This window comes from Eleftheria terrae (assembly GCF_030419005.1).
GTDB classification, from domain to species: Bacteria; Pseudomonadota; Gammaproteobacteria; order Burkholderiales; family Burkholderiaceae_C; genus Caldimonas; species Caldimonas terrae.
Genome location: NZ_CP106951.1, coordinates 3,598,886 through 3,611,466 on the forward strand (window position 1 = coordinate 3,598,886; position 12,581 = coordinate 3,611,466).

Sequence of the window (12,581 nt, forward strand, 5' to 3'; positions counted from 1 at the left end):
GCAGACGCCGGGGGGCCGTGAGATGCTGCGCAGCATTCGACATATCCATTGAAAGGAAGCAGGCGATGAAGATCCTGATTGCGGCGGACGGCAGTGAGTACACCCAGCACATGCTGGACTACCTGGCCACGCACGAAGATGCTTTCGGCCCGGGCCAGGAGTTCACGGTGCTGACCGTCGTGCCGGCCGTGCCGCCGCGGGCGGCCGCCGTCATCGACAAGCAGACCTTGACCGAGTACTACAGCGACGAGGCCGAGAAGGTGCTGCAACCGGTGCGGGCCTTCCTGGAGGCGCGCGGCCGCAAGGCCAGCACCTGCTTCGAGGTGGGCCATCCCGCCGAGGCGATTGCCAAGACCGCCGAGAAGGGCCAGTTCGGCATGGTGGTGATGGGCTCGCATGGCCATTCGGCCTTGCGCAACCTGGTGCTCGGCTCGGTGGCCACCAATGTGCTGGCGCACTGCAAGGTGCCTGTGCTGCTGATTCGCTGAAGCTCCTCCCGGCTCCGCCGCGGCTGGGCCGGGCATGCGGGCGGTGGAAGCCGGTCGCGCCCGGCGCTGAGTGCCAGGGCGGGCGCCGCAGGTTCAGTCGGCCGGATCACCGAAGCCGGTGGTGGCCAACTCGCGGCGGATGGGCGGCATGTCGGCGGCCAGCCGCATCTCCAGCGCCAGCTCGGTGCCCTGATCGGCAGGGTCCTGCCCCCGCGTCTCGCCGCGGTGCGACGGCATGCGGTCGCGTTGCAGGAAGGGGTGCAGCCATGCAGGGAAATGGAATCGGCCCATGATGAAACCTCGCTGTCAGGGCACTGGATGGCTTTCAGTGTGCGCTGTCTTCAAGCCGGATGCGCAGCGAGTTGCGGTTGAAAAGCGGTGCAGTTCACGCGGATGCCCGGCGGCTGCGGTCGGCCGCTTCAAAGGTCGGCCTGCACCCCGGCATGGCCACGTTCCACGACAAAGGCCGCCTGGGTGTACAGGCGGGCCGCTTCGGCCACCGGGAAGGCGGTGGCGCGGAATTCGCAGCGCGCCTGCCGCGGCGTCAACTCCAGCACCGCATAGCCCCGTTCATCGCCGCGCGCGTGCAGCAGGTCGGGATTGGCGCTGCGGATGAGGGCGGTTGCCACGCCGGGCAGCCCGCGGGAGGTGAGCGAGCTGGTGACGAACTCGCTGGCCACGATGGGCGAACCGGGGTCGTTGGGCGCTGCTCGCAGTTGCGCGGCCACGTGCCGGTGCACGTCGCCGCCGAGGGCGATGACGTCCTGCACGCCGCCTCGTGCAATACCGCGCAGGAGCCGCTCGCGGGCTGCCGGATAGCCGTCCCAGGCATCGCTGTAGATGCTGCGCCCGAAGGGCGTGTCGACGCCCCAGCTGCTGATCTGGCTGGCCTGGCCGATGAGTTTCCAGCTGCGCAGGCTGTGCTGCAGGCCGCTGTCCAGCCAGCGCTCCTGCTCGGCACCGAAGACGCTGCGGCCCGGGTCGGCGACCGAGGCGCAACGGCTCAGCAGGCGTCCGCCGCCGTTGGGGCCGTCCTCGCCGCAGGCCTGCGGGCTGCGGAATTGCCGGGCGTCCAGCGTCCACAGCTCGGCCAGCCGGCCCCAGGCATAGCGGTCGTGGATGCGCATGGCCGGCCCGTTCGGCGCGCGCCCCGGCGCGATCGGCAGGTGCTCGAAATAGGCCTTGTAGGCCACCGCCCGGCGCATCAGGAAGCTGTGCGGGTCGCCGCCGAAGCGCGAATGGTCGGCGGCATAGTCGTTTTCCACCTCATGGTCGTCCCAGGTCAGGATCCAGGGGTGGGCCGCGTGCGCGGCACGCAGGTGCGGGTCCAGCTTGTAGGTCGCGTGACGGCGCCGGAAGGCGTCCAGCCGGGTCGGCGTGCGGCCCTCGTGCCGGCGCACCATGTAGGTCGGGTTGCTGGTCTCGTAGATGTAGTCGCCGACGAACAGCACGAAGTCGAGGTCGCGTGCCGCCAGCTCCCGGTGCGCCGCGTAGTGGCCTTGCTCGTAGTGCTGGCACGAGGCGAGCGCCAGGCGCAGGCGCTGCACGGGTGCATCTTCCGCGGGCGCGGTGCGCGTGCGCCCGATGGGGCTCACGGCATCGCCACAGATGAAGCGGTAGAAATACACGCGCCCGCTTTCCAGCCGGTCCACCTGCACGTGCACGCTGTGCGCGTGCTCGGGCCGCGCCAGCTGCTCGCCGGCACGCACCGGCCGGCTGAAGTGCTCGTCATCGGCCAGCTCCCAGCGCACCGCCAGCGGCGTCGGCCGCAGGCCGCCGCCCGGCTCGTAGGGCCGCGGAGCAAGCCGGGTCCACAGCACGATCGAGTCGGGGCGCGGCATGCCGCTGGCCACACCGAGCGTGAAGGGATAGTCGGCGAAGGAGCGCTCCGACGGGTCCGGCAGCGGCCCTTGCCCCGGTGAGGAACCGAACAGGCTGCCAAGCGCAAGCGCAGCCGCGCTGCGGCCAAGCTGGGTGAGCAGGGTACGGCGCTGCACGGTCAGTCGCACCCTGCGGCGGCTGCACCCTGTGGCGACGCCAGGTCTCGCCCTGCGCCGGCCAGCAGCGCTTCGCCGATGCGATCCAGCAGGGCGGCGCGTGCCTGTGGCCGCTGCTCGCTGCCCAGCTTCCATTGGTGCCAGTGCAACGCCACCTCGATGCAGACCTCGCGGTGCAACTGCACCAGCTCGCCGCTGGCCAGCCAGTCGCGCACCTGCAACTCCGGCACCACGCCGACGCCCCAGCCCATCAGGACGGCCCGTGCATACGCCTCGGACGACGGCACGAAGCGGTCGCGCAGGCGCGGTGCGCGCAGCCCGAAGGCGCGTCCGACCCACTGTGCCTGCATGTCGTCCTTGCGGTTGAAGACGAGGAAGGGCACGTGCGCGAAGTTGGCATGCGTCAGGCCTTGCGGCAGCTCCCGCGCCACGAAGGCCGGACTGGCCACGGCGATGTAGCGCATCACCCCGAGCGGCACGACCCGGCAGCCACGCAAGGCCTGCTGCACCGTCGAGACGCAGCCCAGCACGGCGCCCTGGCGCAGCCAGTCGTGGGTGAAGTCCTGGTCATCCACCACCAGTTCGAGCGAGACGCCCTGCTGCACCAGCGGATCCAGTGCCGGCAGCACCCAGGTGGCCAGGCTGTCGGCGTTCACCGCAATGGGCAGGCGCTCGTCCGGCGTGGCGCTTTCCTCCAGCTCGCGCGCCACGTCGGCCCGCAGCGCCTGCCATTGGCGGGCGAACCGCAGCAGCACCTTGCCGGGCTCGGTAAGCCGCAGCGGGCGTGCGCGCACCACCAGCAGCTGGCCCACCTGCTGTTCCAGTGCACGCAGGCGCTGCGACACCGCCGACTGGGTGATGGACAGCCGCGCTGCGGCCCGCTCGAAGCTGCCTTCGTCGACCAGGGCGGCCAGGCAGTCGAGCGACGCGGGATCAAAATCGTGCATAAGTAAAGCTAATGTAACGCGATGGATATTCATCTCGCTTCACCCGGGCCCGCCGTCTGCCGAGAATGCCGGCATGCCCGCAGTTTTGACACCCGCCACTGACGCCGCGTTCGCCGCGGCCGGCCTGCAGGGCTTGTTGACGATGGGTGGGTTGATCGTCGCCATCGGCGCGCAGAACGCGCTGGTGCTGCGGCAGGGGCTGGCGCGCTCGCATGTCGGCGTGGTGGTGGCCTTGTGCACCTTGTCCGACTGGCTGCTGACGGTGGTCGGGGTGTACGGCCTTGGCCGCTTGATCGCTGCCTCGCCGCTGTTCCTGGAGATCTGTCGCTTCGGCGGCGCGGCCTTCCTGGCGCTGTACGCGCTGCGGGCGGCGCGACGTGCCTGGAGCGGGCCGGCGGCCGCCCTGGTGGGCACCGGCACCGTGCAGCGCCTCGGCCCCACGGTGGCGGCGACGCTGGCGATGACCTACCTCAACCCGCATGTCTATCTCGACACGGTGGTGCTGATGGGCACCCTGGGCGCGCAGCATGCGGCCACGGCCCGCCTGGCCTTTGTGCTCGGCGCGGGGCTTGCATCGCTGCTGTGGTTCTCGGTGCTGGGCTTCGGCTCGCTGGCCGCGGCACGCTGGCTGCGGCAGCCGGGCGTGTGGCGCGCCATCGACCTCGGCATTGCCGGCGTGATGGGCTGGATGGCGCTGCAACTGGCCCTGCGACCTCTCGATATCTGAAATCTACCCAGCACACACAAGGAGCTTGTCATGCGGGTCATCGTTCTGGGCGCCGGCATCATCGGCGTGAGCACAGCCTGGTACCTGAAGCAGGCCGGGCACGACGTGGTGGTGGTCGACCGCCAGGCCGACGCTGCCTTGGAGACCAGCTTCGCCAATGGCGCCCAGATCTCGGTCTGCTTCTGCGAGCCCTGGGCCAGCGCGGATGCACCGCTGAAGGTGCTGAAATGGCTGGCGCGGGACGATTCTCCGCTGCTCTTCCGTCCCAAGCTCGACCCGCAGCAATGGCGCTGGGGCCTGAGCTTCCTGCTGCAATGCAGCGATTCGGCCTTCGAGCGCAATGTGCGCCAGCTGGTGGCCCTCGGGCGCTACAGCCATGAAGCGCTGAAGGCGCTGGTGGCCGAAACCGGCATCGAATACCAGCGGCTGGAGCGCGGCATCCTGCATTTCTTCTCCTCGCAGAAGGACTTCGAGGCCGGTGCGGCCGGTGCCGAGCTGATGCGCAGCTACGGCGTCGACCGCAAGGTGCTGTCGCGCGAAGAGGTGCTCAGGATCGAGCCGGCGCTCGGCAGCTTCCAGCGCAACATCTTTGGTGGCACCTACACGCCGAGCGATGAATCCGGCGACGCTCGCGTCTTCACGCAGGCGCTGGCGCGCCGTTGCGAGGCGCTCGGCGTGCAGTTCCTCTACGAGCACGACATCCTGGCGCTGGACGCCGAGGGCGGGCGCGTCAGCCGCGTGCGGCTGCGCGACCGGCGCACCGGCCAACCGGTGGTGCTGCAGGCGGACAGCTTCGTCGCGGCCCTCGGCTCCTACACCGCGCCGCTGCTGCGGCCGCTGGGCGTGCCGCTCAACATCTACCCGGCCAAAGGCTACTCCGCGACGCTGCGGCTGAAGCACCCGGAGCGCGCCAGCATGGTCAGCCTGCTGGACGATTCGCGCAAGATCGCCATTTCGCGCCTGGGCGACCACATCCGCATCGCCGGCACGGCCGAGCTGGCCGGCTTCGACACCCGGCTCGACACGCCCACCGCCCGCGTTCGCTGCGAGGCACTGGTGCGTCGCTATGAAGAGCTGTTCCCCGGTGTTGCCGACGCCAGCGAGCCGAACTACTGGACCGGCCTGCGACCCAGCACGCCCACCAACATCCCTTACATCGGGCGCACCCGGCTGCCCAATCTCTGGGTCAACGCGGGACACGGCACGCTCGGCTGGACACACGGTGCCGGCTCGGGCCGTGCACTGGCCGAGTTGATGAACGGCCGGCGCCCGGCACTCGACTTCGGCTTCCTGGACGCCGGCGGCACCGCCTCGCCGACCCGCCGCGACGCCCGCGTGGCGGCCTGAGCCACAGGCGGCGAGCCAGCGCTGGCCGCCTGCGGCTCAGCTGGCCTCGCCCGGCACGGCCGCCGGCACTTCCCGCGCACCGCGCTGCGCGCCCACGGCCAGGATCTGCTCGCGCATCCAGCGGTGTGCCGGGTCGCGGTCATGCCGCTGGTGCCACAGTACTTCCACATGCACGCCCTGGAGCGCGAGCGGCAGCGGCTTGACGGTCAGCTCGCGCTCGAAGCCGGTGGCCGGCAGGAAGTCGCGTGGCAGCACCGTCAGCAGGTCGGAATGGATCACCACCCGGCCGGCGGTGAAGAACTGGTTCACCGTCAGCACGATGCGCCGGGTGCGCTTGAGGCTGGCCAGTGCCTGGTCGACAAAGCCGTGCGCTCGCCCTGAGAAGCTCACCAACAGGTGGTGGGCCGCGCAGAAGTGGTCGAGCGTCAGCTCCTGCTCCGCCAGCGGATGGCCCTTGCGCATGACGCACACGTATTGCCCGTCCCACAGCCGCTGGTGGTGCAGCGAGGCCGCGTTGCCTTGCGATGTGAGTGCCGCCACCGCGTCGGGGAAGTAGCCGATCGCGAAGTCCACCTCCCCCTTGTCGAGCAGTGCCCGTGGGTCACGGGTGGTCAGGGGCAGCACCCGCAGGTTGGTGAGCGCCTGCGTCTGCTCGATGCGGGCGACCAGCGAGGGCAGCAAGGTGGCTGCCGTGGCGTCCGCCATCGCCAGCCGGAAGGTCGCCTCCGAGGCGCCCGGGTCGAACGCCGGCGGATCGAGTGCGTCCTGCAAGCGCGCGAGTGCCGCCCGAACCTCGGGCCACAGCGCCTCGGCCCGGGGCGTGGGTTTGACGCCAAACGCAGTGCGCACCAGCAGGTCGTCTCCCAGTGCCTCGCGCAGGCGCCGCAAGGCATTGCTCACCGCGGGCTGCGTCATCGCGAGCCGCTCGGCCGCCCGGGTCAGGTTCTGCTCCGCCATCACCTGGTCGAAGACACGCAAGAGGTTCAGGTCCAGCGTCCGGAAGTTCATCTGATATCAGATTGGTGAATTTCTAAGATTCACACAATTCATTGGCGGCATACCTAGGGTTTACCCCATACTTCCAACCATCGACTCGCCAAGGACCTCCACCATGACTGCCACCACTGCCCACATGCATGCCGATGCCCGCGTGATCGCGACCAATGGCGTCGTTGCCCGGCTGGTGGACACCGGTCGCCGGCTGGGGACGCTGCTGCGTCAGTCGATCGCCCAACGGCCCCACGCCACCCGTGTGGCCCACGAACTGAATTGCCTGGCCGACCGCTACCAGGCATCCCAACCGTTTGAAGCGGCAGAGCTGCGCGCCGCTGCCCAAGCCTATCTGGCTGCTGCCCTGGCGCGCTGAACCTATCTCGCCAAGGAGTACATCATGACTGCCACCACCATCCATCTGAACATCGGCGCCCAATCTCACACCCCGCGCGGCGCCCGCCCGCTGGGTGAGTTGTTCGCCACTGCCTACCAGGGCGCCCGCCGGCTCGCTGGCCTGTTCCATCGCGAACCGACCCACTTCGAGTCGGTCCAGGCGGTGCTGCAGATGGCCCGTGAGTACGAACGCACCCAGCCGGGCTTCGCCGCTGACCTGCGTGCCGCCGCCTGCCGCTTCGACGGCGAACTGGATCGTTGATCCCCGGTGCCCGGGCCCAGCCAGGCCCGTGGATGCAAGACCCGCCGCGCTCGCGGCGGGTTTTTCTTTTCCGGCGTGCACCGTGTGCCGCCGACCATGAAAAAAGCCGCCCGCGGGCGGCTTTGTCGTGGCATGCCGGGTCGGCTCAGAAGCTCGCGTCGAGCGTGTAGCGGCCCTGGTCGCCGGTGTCCCCGTCGTAGTAGCGCACTTCGATGGAGTACACCGCGCTGCCGCCGCTGTGGCGCACCGTGACGCTGTCGCGCTGGCCGGTGCCCTTGACGCTGCGGGCCACCAGCCGGCCGCTGGCGTCGCGCACGTACAGGTCATAGTCGGAGCCGGCATTGGGCTGCAGGCCGACCTGCAGCGTGCGGCCGGCACCGACCGAGACGCTGTAGAAGTCCCGGTCCGATTCGTCGCCCATGGTGCCGCGCACCTGGCTGCCGCTCGCGGCAATGACCTGCGCGCGGTCGGCGCTGTCATTGGGCTCGGCCTCGAGCACGTCGCCGGGCTCGCCACTGCCGCCACCGGCTGCCGCGACGGCTGCGGCCGCGTCCACGATGCCGCGGCCGCAGCCGCTGCAGGCGGCCGGAAAGGCACGGGCGGTGTTCTGCAGCAGGGTGCTCACCTCGGTCGGTGTCAGGCTGCCGTTGCGCTCCAGCATGAGCGCCACGACACCCGCCACGTGCGGGCTCGCCATCGAGGTGCCTTGGTAGAAGGCATAGCTGTCGGCTCCGGGCGAGGTGCGGCCGGCGTTCAAGGTGGAGAGGATGCCGTTGGCAGCGCTGCCGCTCGTTTCTCCGCCCGGTGCGGCGACTTCGACGGCTGCGCCATAGTTGGAGTAGTAGCTGCGTGCGCCGCTGCGGTTGGTGGCTGCCACCGTCACCACGCCCTCGCAGTTGGCCGGCGTGAAGCTGCTCGCGTCCGTGGCCGAGTTGCCGGCTGCCACGACCACCACCGTCTGCCGGCTGCGTGCCTGGTTGACCGCGTCCTGCATGGTCTGGTCGCACTGCCCGCCGCCGCCGAGCGAGAGGTTGATGACCCGCGCCGGGGTCGCGTTGGCCGGCACGCCGGTCACGCTGCCGCCAGAGGCCCAGATGATGGCCTCGGCAATGTCGGACAGGTAGCCGCCGCACTTGCCCAGCACGCGCACGGGCTGCACCTTGGCGTTATAGGCCACGCCCACCACGCCGGTGGTGTCCGCCACCGCCGCCACCGTGCCGGCCACGTGGGTGCCGTGCCAGCTGCTGTCTTCGTCCTGGTAGGGCTGGCCGCCGCCGCATTCGCCGGCCAGGGTGGCATCGCCCGGGTCGCTGGCGTCGGCGTCGCGACCGTCACCGTCATTGGCCATGAACGAGTCGCCGATGAAGTCGTAGCCCGCGACAAGGTTGCGCTTGAGGTCCGCGTGCGGCCGGTAGCCGGTGTCGATCACTGCGACCACCACACCAGCCCCGGTGGCGCTGTTCCAGGCCGCCGGCAGGTTGAGGCCGCCGGTCGCCTCGAAGTAGTGCCATTGCTCGCCATAGCGGGGATCGCTGGGCGTCGCCTGCAGTGTCAGGATGCGATCGGGCTCGGCGTACTCAATGGCAGGATCGTCGGCCTTCATGCGGCGCGCCAGCTCCGCGGCCTGCTCGGCCGGCAGCTTGCGCGACAGGCGCAGCACCTGGGTCTGGGCTCCCAGCATGCGCCCGGGCCGCAGCTGCACGTCGAACTGCGCCAACGCGGCGCTGGTGGCCGGGCGCTGGTCCAGCATGGCGCCGAGGCGCCGCGCCGAGGGGCTGCGGTACTTGACGATCAGCTGGTCGGTGGCCAGCCGCGGCCGCGCAGACGCGGCCGCGCTGGCGTGCCACGGCGTTCCTTCGGCACGGCTGCCGGCGTGGGCGAGCGGAGACAAGACCATGCACACCGCGGCAGCGAGCCCGACGCGGCGCAAGGCGCGGCACAGGGCCGAAGTTGGGAATCGAGCACTCATCTGGGAACCTCGCAAATCAAGGGGAAGGCGGCAGCAGCCGCAGCTCGCCTGCCGGCAGGCGCCTGGCGGGGGCGCCGGCGATCCTAGCTCCCGGAGTTTGCGCTCACAAGCAGCAAATACCAATAATGACAAGTGACTGTTTGCCATCTGCTGCAGGTGCCACAGATGCGCAGCATCTCGCGCGGGCCTGCCCCAGCAAGGCGCATCGCTCGTGTCGATACAGGGCGGCGCCCAGAAAAAAGGGCACCTTGCCGGTGCCCTTTTCGGGGGGAGGAGGAGGCGACGGCCGCTCAGCCGATGCGCGCCTCGAAGTTGCGCTTCACGTCGAGCAGGGCGCTCGGCACGCGCGGGCCCAGCTGGGCGAACAACTCGTCATGCAGGCGGAACTCCTGTTGCCAGGCCGCCGCGTCGATGCTGGCCACCTGCCGATAGCTGGGCTCGCTGAAGGTGGAGCCGCGCCATTCCAGGTCCTCATACCGCGGCGAGACGCCGAAGACGTGCTCGCTGCCCTGGCCGCGGCCTTCCACGCGATCCAGCATCCACTTCAGCACGCGCATGTTGTCGCCGAAACCCGGCCAGACGAACTTGCCGTCGTCGCCCTTGCGGAACCAGTTGACGCAGTAGATGCGCGGCAGCCGGGCGCCGCTGGCTTCCAGGCGCTGACCGAGCGCCAGCCAGTGCTGGAAGTAGTCGGCCATGTGGTAGCCCATGAAGGGCAGCATCGCGAACGGGTCGCGGCGCACCACCCCCTGCTGGCCGGCGGCCGCGGCGGTGGTTTCCGAGCCCATCGTGGCGGCCATGTAGACGCCTTCGGTCCAGTTGCGCGCCTCGGTCACCAGCGGCACGGTGGTGGAGCGGCGGCCGCCGAAGATGAAGGCGTCCAGCGCCACGCCGCGCGGATCGTCCCATTGCGGGTCCAGCGCCGGATTGTTGGTGGCTGCCACGGTGAAGCGGGCATTCGGGTGGGCGGCCTTGCGACCGGTGTCACGGCCGATGGCCGGCGTCCATTCCTGGCCTTGCCAGTCGATGCAGTGCTCGGGCGGCGTGTCGGTCATGCCTTCCCACCAGACGTCACCGTCATCGGTGAGCGCGACGTTGGTGAAGATCACGTCGCGGCCGAGCGAAGCCATGCAGTTCGGGTTGGTCTTGACATTGGTGCCCGGCGCCACGCCGAAGTAACCGGCCTCGGGATTGATGGCATACAGGCGGCCATCCGCGCCCGGCTTGATCCAGGCGATGTCGTCGCCGATGGTGGTGACCTTCCAGCCCTCGAAGCCGGCCGGCGGGATCAGCATCGCGAAGTTGGTCTTGCCGCAGGCGCTCGGGAAGGCGGCGGCCACATGGTGCTTCTTGCCGTCGGGCGAGGTCACGCCGAGGATCAGCATGTGCTCGGCCAGCCAGCCCTGGTCGCGGCCCATCGTCGAGGCGATGCGCAGCGCGAAGCACTTCTTGCCGAGCAGGGCGTTGCCGCCATAACCCGAGCCGTAGCTCCAGATCTCGCGCGTCTCGGGATAGTGGACGATGTACTTGGTCGGGTTGCACGGCCAGGCGACGTCCTTCTGGCCCGGTTGCAGGGGCGCGCCCACCGTGTGGACGCAGGGCACGAACTCGCCGTCCACGCCCAGCACGTCGTACACCGCCCGGCCCATGCGGGTCATGATGCGCATGTTGACCGCGACATACGGGCTGTCCGACAGCTCCACGCCGATGTGGGCGATGGGCGAGCCGAGCGGGCCCATCGAGAACGGCACCACATACATGGTGCGGCCGCGCATGCAGCCCTTGAACAGCGCGTCCGGACCGGTCTGCAGCCGGGCCCGCATCTTGGCAGGCGCTTCCCAGTTGTTGGTCGGGCCCGCGTCGGCTTCGTTCTCGGTGCAGATGAAGGTGCGGTCCTCGACCCGCGCCACATCGCTCGGATCGCTCCAGGCCAGGTAGCTGTTGGGGCGCTTGGCTTCGTTGAGCTTGCGGAAGGTGCCGGCCTGCACCAGTTCCTGGCAGAGGCGGTCGTATTCCTGTTGGCTGCCGTCGCACCAGTAGATGCGTTCGGGCTGGGTCAGTGCCGCGATTTCGGCCACCCAGGCGAGCAGCTTGGCGTTTTTCACATGGGCGGGCGCATTCAGTTGCAGCCCCTGCATGACAGGCTGGTTCATGGAGTCTCCAAACATAAAAACACGGGATTCGGAAAGCCTGGTGCAGGGCGCACGACGCGCCGAGGCGCGAGCGATGAGCACGCGGCTTTCCGGATGCCGCGCGGCTGCCGGTTACGGCAGGGTACCTGTTGCGGCCCCGACAGGGGGCTTGCGTGGACAGGTGGTCAAGCAAATGCCGTGCTCGGCTTTTGGCCAGGCCGGATGCGGGCCGGCGGCTCCATGGCAGCGCCGGGCTGGCCGCCTGGAGCGGCCGCGATCAGTGTAATCTCGCCGTAACCCCGGCCGGGCGGGCAGTTATGCGTAAACGGAATGGAAAAATGCACGGATGGCTGCGGCCCGTGCGCCACCCGCGCGACACGGCCGGGGCGTTGGGCGGCGCTCCCGCGTCAGGTGGCGGCGGTCCGAGCCGCTTTAATGGCTAAGATGCCGGCGCTCGCAAACCGCGGCGTCCTGTCTTCGTGCCATGCCTCTTGTCCGTCGTGATGTCCTTGCTCTGTTGGCGGCCTGTGCCGCTCCCGGCTGGGCGGCTGCCCAGCAACGCCGGCCCCAGCAAGCGCTGCTGCTGGTCGGCGTCGCGACGGCCCTGTTCGATAGCGGCATGGCGCAACGCCTGCGCGTCGCAGTGGCGCGCGATGCCGGGCTGGCCATTCAGCTGGTGCCGGGCCCGAGTGGCAAGGTGCTGGCCCTGCTGGAGCGCGGCGAGCTGGACGTCGCCATCACCCATGCCCCGGAGCTCGAGGCCGGGCTCGAGAAGCAAGGCCTGGTGCACGACCGCCGTTTCGTCGCAAGCAACGACTACTTGCTGGCCGGCCCGGTGGGCCCCAAGGGCCGGCCCGAACTGCCCGCCCTGGCGGGCGAGCGCGACGTGCTGCGTGCGCTGCAGGCCATCGCGGCTGCCGGAGCCCGCGGCGAGGCCCGCTTCGTGTCCGGCGCCGAGCGCTCGGGTGCGCAGCTCAAGGAGGCGGCGCTGTTCCGCCAGGCCGGCATCACGCCCCAGGGGCCGTGGTACCAGCGCGCCGGTGCCGGCAGCGGCGAGACGCTGGCGCAAGCCGATGCCGTGCGCGCCTGCGTGCTGGTGGACCGGGCAACCTGGAGCGCCTCCCAGCAGCGCAAGCAGCTGGGCATCCTGCTGCAGGGCGATCCACGGTTGGCGGACGTCTATCACGCCATGCGATCCTTCCGCAGCACGCACCCGGCCGCCAAGCTGTTCATGAACTGGCTCACCGGCCCGCTGGGCCGCCGGGCGTTGCAGAACGCGCCCGGCGGCTTCCGCTTGCAGGCGCCGCGGCCGGCCTGAGGAAGACG

12 protein-coding genes are annotated in these 12,581 nt (G+C 70.0%); 6 read left to right on the forward strand and 6 right to left on the reverse strand.

Annotated features, from left to right (window positions below; translation table 11 throughout):
* The first annotated feature begins 65 nt into the window (after nucleotides 1-65).
* The gene (locus tag N7L95_RS15920; protein WP_301256237.1) at nucleotides 66-488 is read left to right on the forward strand and encodes a universal stress protein; all 423 of its coding nucleotides are present in this window, start codon (nucleotides 66-68) and stop codon (nucleotides 486-488) included.
* Nucleotides 489-581: 93 nt separating this feature from the next.
* Here N7L95_RS15920 and N7L95_RS15925 read toward each other — a convergent pair whose 3' ends face one another.
* From N7L95_RS15925 to N7L95_RS15935, 3 genes are all read right to left on the reverse strand, one after another.
* The gene (locus N7L95_RS15925; RefSeq protein WP_301256238.1) at nucleotides 582-779 is read right to left on the reverse strand and encodes a hypothetical protein; all 198 of its coding nucleotides are present in this window, start codon (nucleotides 777-779) and stop codon (nucleotides 582-584) included.
* 128 nt (nucleotides 780-907) lie between these two features.
* Nucleotides 908-2,485 (reverse strand): alkaline phosphatase D family protein, encoded by a 1,578-nt coding sequence (locus tag N7L95_RS15930; RefSeq protein ID WP_301256239.1) that lies wholly within the window; start codon nucleotides 2,483-2,485, stop codon nucleotides 908-910.
* 2 nt (nucleotides 2,486-2,487) lie between these two features.
* Nucleotides 2,488-3,432: a LysR family transcriptional regulator ArgP gene (locus N7L95_RS15935; RefSeq protein ID WP_301256240.1), complete on the reverse strand. Its 945-nt coding sequence runs from the start codon at nucleotides 3,430-3,432 to the stop codon at nucleotides 2,488-2,490.
* A gap of 73 nt (nucleotides 3,433-3,505) precedes the next feature.
* Here N7L95_RS15935 and N7L95_RS15940 point away from each other — a divergent pair, with 73 nt between their 5' ends.
* Both N7L95_RS15940 and N7L95_RS15945 read left to right on the forward strand, forming a co-directional pair.
* On the forward strand, nucleotides 3,506-4,159 hold the full coding sequence (locus tag N7L95_RS15940; RefSeq protein ID WP_301256241.1) for a LysE/ArgO family amino acid transporter: 654 nt from the start codon (nucleotides 3,506-3,508) through the stop codon (nucleotides 4,157-4,159).
* Nucleotides 4,160-4,189: 30 nt separating this feature from the next.
* Entirely contained in the window at nucleotides 4,190-5,506 is a 1,317-nt protein-coding gene (locus N7L95_RS15945; protein WP_301256242.1) for a D-amino acid dehydrogenase, read from the forward strand.
* Between the two features lie 36 nt (nucleotides 5,507-5,542).
* Here the strand turns inward: N7L95_RS15945 and N7L95_RS15950 are convergent, their stop codons facing one another.
* On the reverse strand, nucleotides 5,543-6,514 hold the full coding sequence (locus N7L95_RS15950) for a LysR family transcriptional regulator (RefSeq protein ID WP_301256243.1): 972 nt from the start codon (nucleotides 6,512-6,514) through the stop codon (nucleotides 5,543-5,545).
* Between the two features lie 103 nt (nucleotides 6,515-6,617).
* Between N7L95_RS15950 and N7L95_RS15955 the strand changes: the two genes are divergently transcribed.
* Both N7L95_RS15955 and N7L95_RS15960 read left to right on the forward strand, forming a co-directional pair.
* Nucleotides 6,618-6,872, forward strand: coding sequence for a hypothetical protein (locus N7L95_RS15955; protein WP_301256244.1), 255 nt, complete (start codon nucleotides 6,618-6,620; stop codon nucleotides 6,870-6,872).
* A 24-nt stretch (nucleotides 6,873-6,896) separates the two neighbouring features.
* Nucleotides 6,897-7,154, forward strand: a complete 258-nt coding sequence (locus N7L95_RS15960; protein WP_301256245.1) for a hypothetical protein — start codon at nucleotides 6,897-6,899, stop codon at nucleotides 7,152-7,154.
* A 145-nt stretch (nucleotides 7,155-7,299) separates the two neighbouring features.
* Here N7L95_RS15960 and N7L95_RS15965 read toward each other — a convergent pair whose 3' ends face one another.
* Complete coding sequence (locus N7L95_RS15965) at nucleotides 7,300-9,051, reverse strand: S8 family peptidase (RefSeq protein WP_301256246.1); 1,752 nt, start codon at nucleotides 9,049-9,051, stop codon at nucleotides 7,300-7,302.
* Nucleotides 9,052-9,413: 362 nt separating this feature from the next.
* On the reverse strand, nucleotides 9,414-11,276 hold the full coding sequence (locus N7L95_RS15970; RefSeq protein WP_301256247.1) for a phosphoenolpyruvate carboxykinase (GTP): 1,863 nt from the start codon (nucleotides 11,274-11,276) through the stop codon (nucleotides 9,414-9,416).
* A gap of 463 nt (nucleotides 11,277-11,739) precedes the next feature.
* Here N7L95_RS15970 and N7L95_RS15975 point away from each other — a divergent pair, with 463 nt between their 5' ends.
* Complete coding sequence (locus N7L95_RS15975; RefSeq protein ID WP_301256248.1) at nucleotides 11,740-12,573, forward strand: substrate-binding domain-containing protein; 834 nt, start codon at nucleotides 11,740-11,742, stop codon at nucleotides 12,571-12,573.
* Nucleotides 12,574-12,581: the final 8 nt, after the last annotated feature.